This window comes from Kocuria turfanensis (assembly GCF_001580365.1).
GTDB lineage: Bacteria > Actinomycetota > Actinomycetes > Actinomycetales > Micrococcaceae > Kocuria > Kocuria turfanensis.
Genome location: NZ_CP014480.1, coordinates 2754836 through 2771277 on the forward strand (window position 1 = coordinate 2754836; position 16442 = coordinate 2771277).

13 protein-coding genes and 1 pseudogene are annotated in these 16442 nt (G+C 75.9%); 8 read left to right on the top strand and 6 right to left on the bottom strand.

The window, feature by feature from the left end:
- The first annotated feature begins 4 nt into the window (after positions 1-4).
- Genes AYX06_RS12655 through AYX06_RS12665 form a run of 3 tightly spaced genes read left to right on the top strand, consistent with a single transcriptional unit; the run spans position 5 to position 5153 of the window.
- The gene (locus AYX06_RS12655) at positions 5-1468 is read left to right on the top strand and encodes a pyridoxal phosphate-dependent decarboxylase family protein (RefSeq protein WP_062736074.1); all 1464 of its coding nucleotides are present in this window, start codon (positions 5-7) and stop codon (positions 1466-1468) included.
- Positions 1468-2772, top strand: a complete 1305-nt coding sequence (locus tag AYX06_RS12660) for a lysine N(6)-hydroxylase/L-ornithine N(5)-oxygenase family protein (RefSeq protein ID WP_062736075.1) — start codon at positions 1468-1470, stop codon at positions 2770-2772. The genes AYX06_RS12655 and AYX06_RS12660 overlap by 1 nt, the downstream gene beginning before the upstream one ends.
- On the top strand, positions 2769-5153 hold the full coding sequence (locus AYX06_RS12665; RefSeq protein ID WP_062736076.1) for a GNAT family N-acetyltransferase: 2385 nt from the start codon (positions 2769-2771) through the stop codon (positions 5151-5153). Before AYX06_RS12660 ends, AYX06_RS12665 begins: the two co-directional genes overlap by 4 nt.
- A 42-nt stretch (positions 5154-5195) precedes the next feature.
- Here the strand turns inward: AYX06_RS12665 and AYX06_RS12670 are convergent, their stop codons facing one another.
- Entirely contained in the window at positions 5196-5459 is a 264-nt protein-coding gene (locus tag AYX06_RS12670; RefSeq protein ID WP_062736077.1) for a hypothetical protein, read from the bottom strand.
- 900 nt (positions 5460-6359) lie between these two features.
- Between AYX06_RS12670 and AYX06_RS12675 the strand changes: the two genes are divergently transcribed.
- Both AYX06_RS12675 and AYX06_RS12680 read left to right on the top strand, forming a co-directional pair.
- On the top strand, positions 6360-6710 hold the full coding sequence (locus AYX06_RS12675; RefSeq protein WP_147017657.1) for a hypothetical protein: 351 nt from the start codon (positions 6360-6362) through the stop codon (positions 6708-6710).
- A gap of 148 nt (positions 6711-6858) precedes the next feature.
- Entirely contained in the window at positions 6859-7962 is a 1104-nt protein-coding gene (locus tag AYX06_RS12680; RefSeq protein WP_062736079.1) for a hypothetical protein, read from the top strand.
- Between the two features lie 12 nt (positions 7963-7974).
- Here AYX06_RS12680 and AYX06_RS12685 read toward each other — a convergent pair whose 3' ends face one another.
- Positions 7975-8511 carry a flavodoxin domain-containing protein gene (locus tag AYX06_RS12685; protein ID WP_062736080.1) on the bottom strand — a complete coding sequence of 179 codons (537 nt, stop codon included), beginning with the start codon at positions 8509-8511 and terminating at the stop codon, positions 7975-7977.
- 157 nt (positions 8512-8668) lie between these two features.
- On the opposite strand from AYX06_RS12685, the gene AYX06_RS12690 reads away from it, so the two are divergent.
- Positions 8669-9685 (top strand): DNA topoisomerase IB, encoded by a 1017-nt coding sequence (locus AYX06_RS12690; RefSeq protein ID WP_062736081.1) that lies wholly within the window; start codon positions 8669-8671, stop codon positions 9683-9685.
- A 78-nt stretch (positions 9686-9763) separates the two neighbouring features.
- Here AYX06_RS12690 and AYX06_RS20225 read toward each other — a convergent pair whose 3' ends face one another.
- Positions 9764-10024, bottom strand: a complete 261-nt coding sequence (locus tag AYX06_RS20225; protein ID WP_186815648.1) for a hypothetical protein — start codon at positions 10022-10024, stop codon at positions 9764-9766.
- A gap of 398 nt (positions 10025-10422) precedes the next feature.
- Positions 10423-11364 carry a hypothetical protein gene (locus AYX06_RS20545; protein ID WP_232319307.1) on the bottom strand — a complete coding sequence of 314 codons (942 nt, stop codon included), beginning with the start codon at positions 11362-11364 and terminating at the stop codon, positions 10423-10425.
- A 221-nt stretch (positions 11365-11585) separates the two neighbouring features.
- Here AYX06_RS20545 and AYX06_RS20950 point away from each other — a divergent pair, with 221 nt between their 5' ends.
- Positions 11586-12497 carry a DUF6544 family protein gene (locus AYX06_RS20950; RefSeq protein WP_371860073.1) on the top strand — a complete coding sequence of 304 codons (912 nt, stop codon included), beginning with the start codon at positions 11586-11588 and terminating at the stop codon, positions 12495-12497.
- Between the two features lie 267 nt (positions 12498-12764).
- Here AYX06_RS20950 and AYX06_RS20955 read toward each other — a convergent pair.
- Both AYX06_RS20955 and AYX06_RS12710 read right to left on the bottom strand, forming a co-directional pair.
- A pseudogene (locus AYX06_RS20955) lies at positions 12765-13739 on the bottom strand (DUF4389 domain-containing protein); the annotation flags it as partial.
- Between the two features lie 604 nt (positions 13740-14343).
- Positions 14344-15342, bottom strand: coding sequence for a zinc-dependent alcohol dehydrogenase family protein (locus AYX06_RS12710; protein ID WP_062736082.1), 999 nt, complete (start codon positions 15340-15342; stop codon positions 14344-14346).
- 307 nt (positions 15343-15649) lie between these two features.
- On the opposite strand from AYX06_RS12710, the gene AYX06_RS12715 reads away from it, so the two are divergent.
- On the top strand, positions 15650-16423 hold the full coding sequence (locus AYX06_RS12715) for a VOC family protein (RefSeq protein ID WP_232319309.1): 774 nt from the start codon (positions 15650-15652) through the stop codon (positions 16421-16423).
- Positions 16424-16442 lie beyond the last annotated feature (19 nt).

A 16442-nucleotide genomic window follows, 5' to 3' on the forward strand; every position in this document is an offset into this window, starting at 1 on the left:
GCCCATGAACGACTTCCTGTTCACCCGCCGGACCCCGGCCCAGTACGCCAGTGCCCTGCACGGCACCGTCGACGCGGTGGCTATCCACCTGGCCGGCACGGAGCGCCCCCGCTCCGCCGCCACGCCCGCCGAGCTCGAGGACCTCGTCGCGCGCGTCGACCTCGACCGCCCCCTCGGGGACGTCGCCGCCGTGCTCGAGGAGACGCGCCGGCTCTACCTCGACCACGCGGTGCACTTCCACGACCCCGGCTACATGGCTCACCTCAACTGCCCGGTGGCCATCCCCGCCGTGGCCGCCGAGGCCCTCACCGCGGCCGTGAACACCGCGGTCGAGACGTGGGACCAGTCCACCACCGCGACCCTGGTGGAGCAGCGGCTCGTGGACTGGACCACCGCCCGGATCGGCTTCCCCGCGGCGGGGGAGCCGGACGGGGTGTTCACCACCGGGGGCACCCAGTCCAACCTCCAGGCCCTCTTCACCGCCCGCGAGCAGCGGCTGTCCCGCCCGCACGCGGCCCCGCGGCAGGAGCGCCTCGGCCGGCTGCGGATCGTGGCGGGCGAGCACGCGCACTTCAGCGTGGACCGGGCCGCCCACCTGCTCGGGCTGCCCGCGGACGCGGTCGTCCCCGTGCCGGCCGGCCGGGACGGGGCGCTGGACCCGGTCGCCCTCGAACGGGCCCTGCACGAGGTCACGGCGGCCGGCGACGAGGTCGCCGCCGTCGTGGCCACCGCCGGGAGCACGGACCTCGGCGTGATCGACCCGCTGCCGGCGGTCGCGGACCTGTGCCGGGCGCACGACGTGTGGCTGCACGTGGACGCCGCCTACGGCGGGGGCCTGCTCGTCTCGCCCACCCGGCGGCACCTGCTGGACGGGATCGAGCGGGCCGACTCCGTGACCGTGGACTTCCACAAGTCCTGGTTCCAGCCGGTGGCCGCCTCCGCGCTGCTGCTGGCCCGGGGGCGGGACCTGCGCTTCTCGACCTGGAGCGCCGAGTACCTCAACCCCCGCCACGCGGTGCGGCCCAACCTGGTGGACAAGTCCCTGCAGACCACCCGGCGCTTCGACGCGCTCAAGCTGTGGATGACGCTGCGCACCGTCGGGGCCCCGGAGCTCGGCCGGACCCTGGACCGGGTCCTGGACCTCGCGCAGGAGGCCGGCCGGGTCGTGGCGGACGCCCCCGACATGGAGCTCGTGGCCCGGCCGGTGCTCTCCACCGTCCTGTTCCGGCACCGGCCCCCGGGCACCGACGACGACGCGGCGGAGCGTCTCGTCGAGCCGGTCCGGGCCGCGCTGTTCGACTCGGGGCGCGCGGTCGTGGCCTCGACCGTCGTCGGCGGCCGCCGCTGCCTGAAGTTCACGTTCCTCAACCCGGTGACCACCGCCGCGGACGTCGAGCGGGTGCTCGACCTGGTCCGCGCCGCCGCGCGGGACACCGCGCCGCTGGCCGCCGCGGCGGGGGCGCGCTGATGGCCACCGCGACCGAGCACGTGCACGACCTGCTGGGCATCGGGATCGGCCCCTTCAACCTGGGCCTGGCCTGCCTCGCGGCGCCGCTGGAGGACCTCGACGCGGTGTTCCTCGACGCCCGCGAGGGCTTCGACTGGCACCCCGGGCTGATGCTCGAGGACGCCACCATCCAGGTCCCGTTCCTCGCCGACCTGGTCACGCTGGCCGACCCGACCTCCCCCTGGTCCTTCCTGCACTACCTCAAGCGGACCGGGCGGCTCTACCCCTTCTACATCCGCGAGGACTTCAACCCGCTGCGCGCCGAGTACAGCGCCTACTGCCGGTGGGCGAGCGAGCAGCTGGAGAGCCTGCACTGGGGCCGCGAGGTCGTCGCCGTCGAGCGCGACGCCGCCGCGGACGCGTACACGGTCACCGCCCGCACCCGGACCGGGACGGAGCAGTGGCGGACCCGGCGCCTGGTCCTCGGCGTGGGCACCGTGCCGTGGGTGCCCGCCGGCGTCGAGCCCGGGACCGGTCCGGTCCTGCACACCAGCGACTACCTGCCCCGGCGCGAGGAGCTGCTGGGGCGGGAGAGCGTGACCGTGCTCGGCAGCGGCCAGTCCGCCGCGGAGGTCTACCGGGACCTGCTCGAGCGCGCCGGGGCGGACGGCCCCCGGGTCGACTGGATCACCCGCTCCCCGCGGTTCTTCCCCATGGAGTACACCAAGCTCACCCTCGAGATGACCTCCCCCGAGTACGTCGACCACTTCCACGGCCTCGACCGGCACCGGCGGGACCGGCTCAACCGCGAGCACACGACGCTCTACAAGGGCATCAGCGCGGAGCTGGTGAACGAGATCCACGACCTGCTCTACCGCCGCTCGGTGCACGGGCACCCGGCGGGGCTGCTCACCACGAACACCTCCCTGACCGGCGCCCGGTGGGACGCCTCGGCCGGGACGGTGGAACTGGCGCTGCGCGACGACGAGCTCGAGCGCTGCTGGCGGCACACCACCGGCGCCCTGGTGCTCGCCACCGGCTACCGCGCCGAGGTCCCGGCCTTCCTGGACCCGGTGCGCGAGGAGATCGCCTGGGACGCCGCCGGGCGCTACGACGTCTCCCGCGACTACGCGATCGACCGGGAGCGCCGCCGGATCTGGGTGCAGAACGCCGAGGTGCACACCCACGGCCTGACCGCCCCCGATCTCGGCATGGGCGCCTACCGCAACAGCGTGATCCTCCGGGCCGTGACGGGCCGGGAGGTCTATCCGGTAGAGCCCGCCATCGCCTTCCAGACCTTCGGCATTCCCCAGGAGACCGCATGAGCACCCCGCACCCCGCCCCCGCCGAGCGCTTCGCCACCCCCGGCGGCGTCCTCACCCTCGAGCCGCTGGCGCTGGACGGGCCCACCGTGGAGCTGCTCCACGCGTGGCTGACCCACCCCCGGTCCCGCTTCTGGGGCCTGCTCGACGCCGACCCCGCCACCGTCCGCCGCGCCTTCGAGGCCGTCGCGGCCCACCCCCGCTGCGAGGCCCGGCTGGCCCGCCTGGACGGGGTCCCGCTGGGCGTCGTGGAGACCTACGACCCCGCCGAGGTGCTGCTCGCCGGCCGCTACGCACACCGCGCCGGCGACGTGGGGATGCACCTGCTCCTCGCCCCGGCCCGGACCCCGGTGCCCGGCACGAGCGCCGCCCTGATGGCCGCCACGCTGCGCGGGCTGTTCGAGCGGCCCGGGACCCGGCGCGTCGTCGTCGAGCCCGACGTCCGCAACGAGGCCGTGCACCGGCTCAACGCCCGGGCGGGCTTCGAGGTCCACGGGCCCCTGCCGCTGCCGGACAAGACGGCGCTGCTCAGCACCTGCACCCGGAAGCAGTTCGAGGCCTCGGAGCTGGGGGACACCGCCCGCCCGGTCCCGGCCGCCGCCGGCCCCGCCGGCCCCGCCGCGGCCGGCCACCTGGGCCTGCACCCGATGCGCGTCGCCCACCGCCACCTGTGCTGCAAGGCCCTGGCCGAGTTCGCCCACGAGCGGCTGGTGCACCCCGAACCGGTCGGCGAGGGCGTCTTCGAGGTCCGGGCCGGGGCCGCCCGCTACCGGTTCCGGGCGCGGCGCACCGCGCTGGAGCACTGGCTGCTCGACGAGGGCTCGCTGCGCCGCACGGTGGCCGGCGCCGCCGCCGAGCCCGACGCCCAGGCCCTGGTCACCGAGTTCGCCCCGCAGCTGGGCATCCCCGCGCACCTGCTGGCCACCTACCTCGAGGAGATCGCGAGCACCCTCGCCTCCGCGGCCTACAAGCTGGTGCACCGCACCCGCCCGGCGACGGCGCTGGCGGGCGCCGGCTTCCAGGAGGTCGAGGCCGCCATGACCGAGGGGCACCCCGGCTTCGTGGCCAACAACGGGCGGATCGGCCTGGGCGTCACCGAGCACGACCGGTACGCCCCCGAGGCGGCCCGGCCGGTGCGCCTGGTGTGGGTGGCCGCGCGCCGCTCGCTCAGCCGCCTGGACACCGGGCGCGGCCTCGACGAGGACGCCCTGTACGCCGCGGAGCTGGACCCCGGGACCCGCGCGCGCTTCCGGGCCCGGCTGACCGGGCTGGGCCTGGACCCGCGGGACTACCGCTTCCTGCCGGTGCACCCGCACCAGTGGGAGCACCGCGTCACGGTGACCTTCGCCCCCGACCTCGCCCGCCGGGACCTCGTGCTGCTGGGGGAGGGCGGCGACGAGCACCGCGCCCAGCAGTCGGTGCGCACCTTCTTCAACACGACCCGCCCGGAGCGGCACTACGTGAAGACGGCCCTGGCCGTGCAGAACATGGGCTTCCTGCGCGGGCTCTCCCCCCGGTACATGCGCGACACCCCCGCGATCAACGACTGGGTGGCCGAGCTCGTGGCCGCCGATCCGGTGCTGGCCGGGGCCGGGTTCTCGGTCCTGCGGGAGGTCGCCGCGATCGGCTACACCGGGGACGCCTACCACCGCGCGGCCGCCTCGGGCCACGGCGAGGAGGGCCCGCACACCAAGATGCTGGCGGCGCTGTGGCGGGAGAGCCCCGTGGGGCGCACCGGGCCGGGGGAGCGGCTGGCGACCCTCGCGTCCCTGCTGCACGTGGACGCCCTGGGCACCCCGCTGGTCTCCGTGCACGTGCGGGCCTCCGGGCTGAGCGCCGAGGAGTGGGTCCGGCGGCTGCTGGACGCCTACCTCGCCCCGGTCGCCCGGTGCCTGCTCGCCCACGACCTCGTGTTCATGCCCCACGGCGAGAACGTGGTCCTCGTGCTGCACGAGCACGTCCCGCGGCGGGCGATCATGAAGGACATCGGTGAGGAGGTCGCCGTGGTCACCGACCGTCCCCTGCCGGAGGGCCTCGACCGGATCCGGCACGTCGTGGACCCCGCGACGGCGGCCCTGTCCGTGCACACCGACGTGTTCGACGGCGTGCTGCGCCACCTGGCGGGCCTGCTCGAGGCCGACGGGCTGCTGGCGGCCGGCGCCTTCTGGGAGCTGGCGGCACGGTGCCTCCACGAGGTGGCCGAAGCCGACCCGGCCGGCGCGGGACGGGTGCCGCTCTTCGCGCCCCGCTTCGAGCACTCCTGCCTCAACCGGCTGCAGCTGCTCAACACCCTGCAGATGGTCGACCTCACGGACCAGGCCGCGTCCCTGCAGTACGCCGGGACGCTGGAGAACCCGGTGGCGGCCCCGGTGCCCGTCCGCTGACCCGTCCGCCCCGCCCCTTGCGGGGCGGACGGAGCGGGGGGCTCAGGCCGCGTCGCGGGCGTCGAGCTCGTGCACGACCTCCTGGAGCCGGTCGGTGGTGCAGGGGTGGGGGCCGTCCGGTGCGCTGAGGTACTCCCGGTCGAGCTGGCGGCAGATCCGGGAGTGCAGCACCTGCAGCTCGTCCATGCTCAGGGCGGCCAGGGCGGCCGGGAACTCCTCGTCCGGGCCCAGGCAGGAGCAGGGCCGGTCGTGCGGGGACGGAGCGGAGCTGTGGCTGTGCTGGGTCACGGTGGTGGGTGCGCTCATGGTGATGTCCTTCGCGGGAAGTGCGGTGCAGATGTGTGGAGAGGGGGCCGCACCCGATGCGCGGGTGGCGGCCCGAGGGGACGCGGTGATGGTCACGGTGAGGGTCGCAGTGCAGAGAAAGCGGCGGTGCCCGGTCCGTCGACCCGTTCATCGGGGAAGGACGGGTGGTCCGGAGGAGCCACCGGCGGGGGCGCGCGGGACGAGGGCGCAGGGACGGCGGTCCGGGATCTCCTGGTGTGCAGCCGCCACGGGGAAAGGCCGTGTGCTCGACCTGCCTCCACGGTAGGCGAGACCGCCGGTATTGGCCATCCCGACGCCGCCCGCCCGGCGCTTCCGGGCGGAGGGGCCGTGGTTCCCTGCGCGTCCCGGCCGGCTCGTGTATGCTTTCTCGGTTGTCGGATTTCTCGTTCCCGCCCGTCCGGCGGTCCGCCCCGTCCGGGCGCAGCAGGACCTCCGTACGGCCGGCCACGGCACGCATCGCAGCGTCCGGGTTCCCCTGACGCGGGGAACCGGCCGTGGTCCCGGACGACAGGCCGCACTCGAGGAGCGGACCGCGCAACGGGTCGACGCCACCGAGGGCGTCGGCCGCAACACCCCGGCGGACCGCTCGCAGGACGTGCACGCACGTCCCGGTGACCGACTCCGGCGGTGCCGCTTCCTCGGGGAGCACCGGCCCACCGAGGCCGACACCCGCTCGTCGCTCCGCACCCGGTGCTGCGGTGCCCGTGCTCCAGCACTGCCACGGCACCCGACGGCGCCTCGAACCCGGCAGCGCCCTGCACCCTCCGGGCCGCACGGCCCGTCCGCTCGGCCCCTCGGGCCGGCCGGCGTCGCCGGCCCGCCCGTTCCGCACCGGCGACCACCACGGTCGCCGGTCCCCCATCCTTGAAAGTTCTCATCATGAAACACACCATGTCCGTCCTGGTCCAGGTGGACCTCGACGCCACCGACGTCCGCGTCCTCGTCACGGGATGCCTCACGGAGGCCAACCAGCACGTGCTCCAGCCCGTGATCGGACGCGCCCGCACGCTCGGCCCCGCCGTGCACGTGCGGGTCGACCTGGACTCCGTCCGGCACCTGCAGCCCGCCGCGGTGACGCTGCTGCGCGCGGCCGTCGACCACGAGGCGGCCTCGCCCGGTCTCGGGGCCGTGAGCATCAGCGCTCCCGCCGGGCCCCGCGCCCATCCGCTGGGGGAGCTGCCGGTCCGACCGCTCCGGGACCCCGCGCCCCGCACCGCCGTGGCCGCCTGAGCGGCCCCGGCTCCGTTCCGCACTCCGCCGCCGGAGCCGGCGGTGTCCCCGCGTCGACGCCGGGGACTCCTCCTGCGCCGGGCGGACGTGCGCACCGCGGGACCCGCGGCGAGTGGCGTTTCCGCGGGTCCTGGCCCAGGATTGAGCGGTGCCCGACGACCGTTCCGCCACCGCCGCCGATCCCGATGCCGCCCACGAGCCCGTGCCGGAGCTGCTGGTCGGCCTCGTCCTCTCGCCCCAGATCGCCGGCGTCCTGCCCCGGGACCTCGCCGGCTCCCTGCCCGGCCCGCTGCGCGAGCGCTATCCCGGGGTGCGCTGGCGCGTGGCCGCGGCCGAGGACCGGCTGGTGGTCCCGCCGGCCGACGGGCTCGACCTGTTGGAGGCCGCCCGCGACCGGATGCTCGACGAGGACTGGGACCTCGTCGTCGTCCTCACGGACGTCCCCCTCAAGGACGGCCGCAGCCCGGTGCTCACGCAGCTGAGTCCCGTGCACGGCGTGGGCCTCGTCGCCGTCCCGGCCCTCGGACCGGTGCACGTGGGGCAGAAGGTCCGGCAGACCGTGGTCCGGGTGGTCGGCCACCTGCTGGGCCACGACGCCGAGGACGCGGACGACGCCGAGGCGCAGGAGGAGCTCGTCCGGCGCGCCCGGCAGCGCGCGGAGGACCTCGAGGACCGCCCGGAGGACAACGCCGTGCAGTTCACCGCCCGGGTGCTGGGCGGCAACGTGCGCCTGCTGCTGGGGATGATCCGGGCCAACCGGCCCTGGACCCTGGTGGTGCGGCTGTCCCGGCTGCTCGCCCTGGCCGCGGCCACCGGGGTGCTGACCCTGGTGGCCTCGGACCTGTGGCTGCTCGCCGCCGCCTACGGGCCGTGGCGCCTGGGACTGCTGGGCCTGCTCTCGGTGGGTGCGGTGACCGGTGCGCTGATCGTGGGCGCCCGGCTCTGGGAGCGTCCGCGACGGCCCGCCGAGCGCGAGCAGGTGGCGCTGTTCAACCTGGCCACGGCCGCGACCGTGGCCATCGGCGTGGCCGTGTTCTACGCCGCGGTCTTCGCCCTGTCCTGGCTCGGCGCCCTGCTGCTCGTGGACGGCGACGTCTTCGCAGCGGTGATCGGCGCCCCGGCCGGGGCGGCCGAGTACGGCAAGCTGGCGTGGCTGACGGCCACGCTCGCCACCGTGGGCGGGGCCCTCGGCGCCGGGCTCGAGGACGACGACGCCGTGCGCGCCGCCGCGTACACCCGCTCGGAGCCCTGAGCGCCGCGGCGCTCAGCCGCCGGAGCGGAGCTCCGCGGCGATCCCCTCGGCCCAGGCGTCGATCGCCGGCCAGTCGCGGAAGTCGCCCGCCGGGGTGGCCTCCCTCGCCGCGGGCAGGTGGCGGGTCAACCGCTCACCGAGGCCGATCGGCGGGGCGTCGGGGTCGTAGGCCCCGCGGAAGACCTGCTCCCCGCGGGGGTGCAGCAGCGCGGTGAGCTCGTCGAACTCCTTCGGCCGGGCGGCCTCCAGGACGTCCTCGCCCTCCGCGTCCACGCGGTCGGTGCCCAGCGGGCCGCTGCTGAAGAGCCAGACCGGCCGGTCGGCCAGCTCCTCGCGGTGGCGCCGGGCGAAGACGGTGGCGTCCTTGAGCCAGTGGAACATGTAGGCGGCGCCGCCGAGCACGACCGCGTCGTAGGGTGCGAGGTCGCGGACGTCGGCCACGGGGCGGGCCTCGGCGGGAAGGCCCGCCCCGCGCAGGGCCCCGGCGATGCGCTCGGCGATCCCTGCGGTGGCGCCGTGCCGGGTGGCGTAGGCGACGAGGACGTTCATGGTGGATCCTTCCGCTCGGCGGGCGTGCTTCCAGTCTCCGCCGCGCCGCGGCCGCGCTCCAGGACACGGCCCAGGGTGACGCAGTGCGTCGCAGCCACAGTGATCAGTAGACTTGGTGTCCCCGGCGTGGTCCGGGAACTCATCCCGGGAGGACACGATGACCGCCACGCAGCAGACCTCGCCCACGCCCCGCACCCCGCGCCGGCCGCGGCTCCGGCGCAGCAACTGCCACCGCCCCGGCATCACGCGCCGCGGCCACGGGAAGGGCTTCGTGTACCGGCACGCGGACGGGACCAAGGTGGAGGCGCCCGAGGAGCTCGAGCGGATCCGGGGCCTGGCGATCCCCCCGGCCTGGAAGAACGTGTGGATCAGCCCGCAGCCCAACGGCCACATCCAGGCCACCGGGATGGACGACGCCGGGCGGCGCCAGTACGTCTACCACCCCCGGTGGCGGGAGCTGAAGGACCGGGAGAAGTTCGACCGGGTCCTGGACTTCGGCGACACCCTGCCCCGGGCCCGGCCGGCGGTGACGCGGCTGCTGCGCGCGGAGGGCCCCACGGAGGAGAAGGCGTGCGCCGCGGCCTTCCGCCTCATGGACGACGCGGCCCTGCGGATCGGCAACGAGGAGTACGCCCAGTCCAACGGCTCCTACGGGGTGACCACCCTGCTGGTGCGGCACGTGCGGGTGGACGGGGACGACGTGCACCTGGACTTCCCCGGCAAGAGCGGGCACCAGTGGTCGCTGACCCTCCGGGACGCCGACCTCGCCGCCGCGCTGGCCCCCATGCTCGGGCGGGATCCGGACGAGCCGGCCCTGGCCTACCGGGACGAGGACGGGCAGTGGGCCACCATCACCAGCGCCCGGCTCAACGACTTCGTCCGGGACCGGTGCGGGCAGGACTTCACCGCCAAGGACTTCCGCACGTGGCAGGGCACGGTGAGCGCCGCCCTCGCGCTGGCCGCCCGCGCGGACACGCGCCCCAGCCAGAGCGCCCGCAGGAAGGCCGTCTCCGCGGCCATGCGGGAGGTCGCCGAGCACCTGGGGAACACCCCCACGGTGGCCCGCAGCTCCTACGTGGACCCGCGGGTGGTCGACCGCTTCCACCACGGGGAGACCATCGACGCCGACACCTACCGGGCGGCCGAGCGGAACCTGCGCTCGTTCCTGTCCTGAGGCGGTTCCGCCCGCACGGCCTGGCCGAGGGCACGGCAGGACGGGACGGGACCTCACCGCGAGGCCCCGTCCCCGGGCTCAGGAGAGCTCGACGTAGGTGGCCGAGTGCCCGAAGCCCACGACGTCGTCGCGGCCGTCGCCGTTCACGTCCCCGAGCAGGCGCGGGTACCGTGCCGGGTCCCAGCCGTCCGCCCAGCCGAAGGAGGTGGACGCCAGCTCCGGTCCGACGAAGACGTTGTCGTCCCCGTAGGCCACGTGCACGCCCGCGTTGCCGAAGCCGACCACGTCCAGGATCCCGTCGCCGTCGATGTAGGCCAGGTCCCGGGGATGCCGGTCCACGCGCCATCCCTGGGCGGTGCCGAAGTCGGCGAGCTCCAGCGAGACCGGCAGGTACTTCGGCTCGCCGGGGCCGGAGGGCCGGGAGTGGGCGGCCAGGACGCCGCCGCGGCCGAACCCGACGACGTCCGGCGGCAGGTGGCCGCTGACGTTGCCGACCTCCCGGGGGTGCTGGTCGACCCGCCAGCCCTGGGCGTGGCCGAAGTCGCGGATCTCCAGTGCGGGCTGGGTGAACGTGTCGCCCAGGGCGGAGACGTAGGAGACGTACGTGCCGGCGTCCCCGATGGTGCCACCAGTCTAGATCCGGTCGTATGCACTCGTTAAGAGTTCTCCGCGCCGTGCGGAATCGTTGTTCCGGGCCTCACCTGCGGCGGGGCCGCCGTCCCGGGGCCCGGAGCGCGTCAGCGCCGGATGCCGTACCGGAAGTACAGGACGGGACCGACGAAGTTGATCGCGATGATCGCCGCCCACCTGCCCTTGCCGCCGTTGACCTCCTCCGCGGGGCGCAGGGCGAGGTCCGCCCACGCGGTGGCGGCCAGCGAGACCTGCACGGAGGCCAGCATCAGCAGTGCTGTCTGCTGCCCGGCCGTGAGGTCCTCCCACCTGGTCCTCCTCCCACGGGAGCCCTTGCGGGTGGTGCTCCTGCTCGTCCCGGTGCGGGTCATGGTCGTCCTCCTGGTGCTCGGGGACGCGGTGTCCCCCTCGGCCAGCCGCACGATGTTGCGCAGCATCTCCTGGGTCATCACGAAACTGATCGGCTCCACCAGCGCCGGGGAGGTGGCCAAGCGCTCCTGCCACGTCGGCGCCGCGGCCAGGCGGAGGCGCTCGACGAGCCGTGTTCCCCCGCCGGGGGCCGGCCGGAGGTGGAAGGACCACACCCCGCCCGGGACGCGCTGCGCGGCGGTCGAGGGGCCCGTGGGGGCCGCCAGCACCAGGTCCCGGCCCGGCTCCACGCCCACCACGGTCAGCGCCGCCTGGGGGTGCAGACGGATCTCGTCCCCCGCGGACAGCTCCTGGTGCTGGGGCAGGACGCGGTCGGCGTTGTGCATCCGGCAGCCGATGAGGTTCTCCAGCAGCTCGAAGCTGTAGAGCCCGCCGCGGCCCTGACCGAGCTGGGCCAGCCACGGCCACAGCTGCTCCGCGGAGGCCCGGGTCGTGACCGCATGGGTGGCCGACCACGCCGGGGCGGGCACCAGCTCGTCCCCCGGCCAGGACGCCTGCGCCTCCTCCGCCGTGGCGCCCCAGGTCGTGCGCCGCCGGCGCAGCAGCGGGCCCGTCAGGACGTGGCCGGCCATTCGCGCGACCGCCAGCGCGTTGCGCGGTCCGCTGCGTCCTACGTCCACGACGACCTCCTCCGGCCGCTCGGGCAACGGCCTCGGTCCTCATGGTGGAGCGGGCGCCGCCGGCAGTCAACGCCGCCTCCGCCGCGGTCCGCACCGCTTTCCACACCGGTGCCGGGCCGCCGGGCGCGTCGAACCACCGCACGGCCCAGCACGCAGGCGGGGGTCGGGGCCGGCAGCGCCGCCCCGGTCGCGGCGCCCACGCCGCCGCGGGGCCGTGACCGATGGTGACCGAGGATCACGGGCGTCCGCCGGGCCCGGCGGCCCGGGACGGGACCGACCCCCGGGGCGCCGGTCTAGTCTGGGGGCATGATCCGGCGCCCGACCCCGTCGCAGCCTCCTCCCGGCCCTGTCCCGGGGCTCCGGAGCCGGTCGTGACCCGGCCGCTGCCGCGGTCCGCCCGCAGGCACTGGGCCGCGCTGGAGCGGACGGGGTCCCCGGCGCCGCCCGCCGCGGACCCCGCGGCGCTCGCCGGCCTGCCCGAGCCCGCGCGCCGCTGGCTGGCCCGCGCCGTGCCGCCCGGCACCCCGGCGTGGTCGATGGCGGAGCTGCGGATGCGCGGTGAGATCCGGCTGGGCGGCAGGTGGCGCGCCTTCTCCGCGCGCCAGCTCCTGGCGCCGGGGGCCGGCTTCGTGTGGGCCGCCCGCACCCGGGTCCTCGGCCTGCCGGTGACCGGCTTCGACCGCTACGGCGCCGGCGGGGGCGAACTGCGGTGGCGGCTGCTGGGCGTCGTGCCCGTGCTGTCCGCGGCGGGCCCGGACATCACCCGCAGCGCCGCCGGGCGGCTCGCCGGCGAGGGCGTCACCGTACCGCCGGCCTGCGTGCGCGCCACGTGGTCCGAGGGCCCGGTCCCGGACACCGCCGTCATGTCCTGGGTCCTGGACGGAACGCCCGAGGACTCCCTGGTCCGGGTCGACCCGGAGGGCCGGCTCGTGGAACTGAGCATGCAGCGGTGGGGAGATCCCGACGGCACCGGATTCGGCCGCCACCCGTTCGGGGTCGCGCTGTCCGCGGAGGAGTCCTTCGCCGGCGTGCGGGTGCCCACCGCGCTGCGCGCCGGATGGGGGTGGGGGACCGACCGGCAGGCCGAGGGCGAGTTCTTCCGCGCCCGGATCGAGGAGGTCCGGTTCCGCTGAGCCGGCCCAGGAGCCCGGCCCACTGCGCCGCGTCCCGGGGCCGGCCCCTGACCGGGCGTCCTCCCGGAGGGCCGGTCCGGAAGGGCGTCCGCTCAGGCCGGCGGGCCCTCGCCGCCCGGTCGGCCACCCGGACGGTCCGGCAGCGCAGGCCCCCGGGGGCGCCGTCGCCTCCCGTTGCGGCGGGTCCACGGGACCCTGGTCGAGCCGGAACGGCGGGTACTCGTCCCGCATCAGCAGCACGTAGGCCAGCACCCGGTTGACCCAGCGGTTGATGCCCACCACCAGGGCGAACAGCTCGGGCCGGTACCGGCCGGTGAAGAGCAGCACCACGGCGGCGACGAGCACGAGCAGACCGAGCAGGGACGGCCCCCAGCTGGTCGTCGTCGTGCTGCCGTCGTCCTCCGAGACGCTGGTCCACGTGCTCCCGCCGGTGAGCACGCCCAGGACCAGCAGGTGCGGGATCGCCAGCAGCCACCACTTCACGAGCACCAGACCGCGGGACAGCCGCTCCGGATGGGCGACCTCCAGCTCCGCGGGGTAGTCCGCGCGGGCCAGCGTGAACGGCGGGTACCGGTCGGTGCCCAGCGCCGCGTACGAGTAGAACCCCACGCGCCAGCTCCACCGCAGCACCCCGACGCAGAAGGAGAACCACGAGGGCGGGTACCGTCCCGTGAACAGGATGACGATCCCCGCCGCCACCGTGGTGACCACGAGGGCGAACCACAGCACGGCCAGCACGATCAGGTGCGGGATCACCAGCAGCCACTTCACCAGCCACAGCCACCGGGACAGCCCCGTGTCGAGGAGGCCGGTCAGGCGCACCGGGTACAGCGGTGCCGGTGTCCCGTCCCGGGACGGGGCCCCGGCGAGGGCCGCGCCCGGGCCCGTGCCCCGCGGCGGCGTGCCCGGGTCGACGTCCCGGCCCAGCCCGGCGGCGCCGAGCAGCAGCAGCGGGACGCCCATGACCAGGCCCACCAGCCCGCCGATCAGCTGGCCGCCGGCCACCGGGCCCAGCAGCTCCGAGCGCGCCCCGACCTGGACGTCGGCCCACACGGGGCGGGTGGCGTCGGCGTTCATGACCACCAGGGTCCAGCTGCCCGAGCGCAGGTCCAGGGTGAGCTCCCGGGTGCCGGGCCCCTGGTCCGAGTCGGCCCAGAAGGTCCGGTTCCCGGGCCGGTCGGGCGCCCGCTCGCCGGGGACCCGGTCCGGGGCGTCGTCCCCGGCCTCCGTGGCGCTGCCCATCCGGGCGTGGGCCACGCCGTCCAGGTACCGGTCCACGTCCTCCGACGCGGCGACGCCCACGAAGAGCTCCTGCTCCGGGTCCACGGCCGTGACCCGGACCTGCACGCTGCCCAGCTCGTCCAGGAAGGGCACCGGGGACACCTCGACCTCCCCGAGGTCGAGCACGGCCGGGGGTCCGACCAGGGCGTAGGTGATGGTCTGGTGACGGTCCGGGGGCGTGGTGAGGTAGCGGCCTCCCTGCTGGGCCGAGGCGGCGGCGGCGAGGGCCAGCCCGCTGACCAGCGCCGCCAGGCCCAGAGCCGTCAGGAGGGCGCCGACCACCAGCAGCACCCACTGCCCGGGCCGGGTGGGGCGCGGGCCGGGGTGCCGCTCGGCGGGAGCGGGCGGATCGGAGACGGGCTGCGCGGTCACGGGAACCCCCTGCGGTCGGGCGGTGGTCGGACCGGGGACTCCCGGCCCGGTGGGATCAGGGCGCGGCGGGGCCCGGCGCGATCGCCGCGGCGGCCCGGCGGGTGCTGCCGTGCACCGGCTCCCGGACGGCCGCGACGGTCATGGCGGGGCTCCTCTCGGTGGTCCTCCCGGCCGGGCGGCGCGGGAACGGCGTTCAGACGTGCAGGACGGCGGCTCCGGTGACCCGGTCCGCGGCCAGGTCCGCCAGTGCCCGGTCCGCACCGCTCAGCGGGTAGGGGACGGTGGTGGGACGCAGCCCCGTCCGCGCGGCCAGCCGCAGGAACTCCTCGCCGTCCTGCCGGGTGCTGGCGGTGACGCTGCGCAGCTGCCGCTCCTGGAAGAGCTCGGCGGCGTAGTCGAGGGCCGGGATGTCGCTGAGGTGGATCCCGGCGACGGCCAGGGTGCCGCCGCGGTCCAGGGCACGCAGGGCCGGGGGCACGAGGGTGCCCACGGGGGCGAACAGGATCGCCGCGTCCAGGGGCGCCGGGGGAGGCTCGTCGGCCGCTCCGACGAAGTGGGCGCCCAGCTCGCGGGCCAGCTCACGGGCCTGCTCCGAGCGGGTCATCACGTGCACCTCGGCGCCCTGGTGCAGGGCCACCTGGGCGGCCAGGTGCGCGGACGCCCCGAACCCGTAGATGCCCAGGCGCCCCCCGGGCGGCAGCTGCGCCCGGCGCAGGGCCCGGTAGCCGATGATCCCCGCGCACAGCAGCGGGGCCGCGTGCTCGTCGTCGAACTGCTCGGGCAGGCGGTAGGCGAAGGCCTCGGGGACGAGGGTCAGCTCCGCGTAGCCGCCGTCGTGGTCCCACCCGGTGAAGCGCGGGTCCGTGCAGAGGTTCTCCTGGCCGCGGCGGCAGAACCGGCACCGCCCGCAGGTGCTGCGCAGCCACGCGACGCCCACGCGCTCGCCGGTCCGGAACCGGGAGCACCCGGGGCCCCGGGCCACGACCTCGCCGACGACCTCGTGGCCCGGGATCGTCCCGGCCCGGTGCAGGGGCAGGTCGCCCTCGGCCAGGTGCAGGTCGGTGCGGCACATCCCGCAGGTCCGGACCCCGACGAGCAGCTCCCCGGCCCCGGGCGCGGGGTCGGGGCACCGCCCGAACCGCATCGGTCCGCCGGCCACGGGGCCGGGTTCCTCGATCCACCAAGCGCGCATGGTTGCCCGTCCGTCCCCCGGCAGCCGGCCCGGCCGCGGGCCGGGTTCCTGTCCTGTTCCGAGTGTAGGAACGGATCCGCGGCCCCGGCGGGAAAGGAGGAATGTTAATGCCCGGGGGCCGCGCGGATGTCGCGACCGGGGTGTTCCTTTCCGGGCCGCGGGGGACGACCATGGGGGCGGAGGATCCCGGGCGTGGTCCGCGCCACGCGCACCCGGCGGACCCTGTCCCGGCGCGGTAGGAGAGGACGCAGACATGGCCGAGCGCATCGACCGGTGACCCACGGGGGCGCCGTGCTGGGCGGACATCATGGTCTCCGACCTGGACCGCTCCATGGACTTCTACGCGTCCGTGCTCGGCTGGCGGTTCACGCCCTCGGACCCCGCGTACGGCGGCTACTGCAACGCCCTGGTGGACGGCGAGCCCGTGGCGGGCCTGTCCCCGGCGCTGCCGGAGACGGAGGACGACCCCCACGCCTGGGCGGTCTACCTCGCCTCCGACGACATCGTGGCCACCGGCCGGGCCGCCGTGGCCGCCGGGGCGCGTCAGCTGTTCGAGCCGATGGAGGTGGGCCGCTTCGGCACCATGGGCGTGTGGATCGATCCCACGGGGGCCGCTTTCGGGGTGTGGCAGCCCCGGGACCACACGGGCTTCAGCATCATCGGCAGGCACGGCGCCGTGGCCTGGTGCGACCTCCTGACCTCGGACCAGCAGGCCGCCGAACGGTTCTACGCGGAGGTGTTCGGCTACACCTACCAGGACATCGGCACCCGGCACGAGGCCTACGCGGTGTTCACGGTCCCGGGGATGGACCGCAGCGCGGGCGGGATCGGCGTGCCGGCCGAGGACGTCGACCACCTGCAGGAGGCGCCGCCCCTGTGGTGGGTGTGCTTCGAGGTCGACGACGCCGACACCGCCGCCGAGCGGGTCATCGGGGCCGGGGGCACCCTGCTCGGGGAGCCCGAGGAGTTCGGCTACGGCGAGCTGGTGTTCGCCGCCGGCCCGGACGGCGAGCGCTTCGCCCTGATGGGGCCCTCCTCACAGGACTGGGCGGAGGCGGACGACGAGGACGACGAGCAGTGAGCGCGGCCCGGGCCCGCGG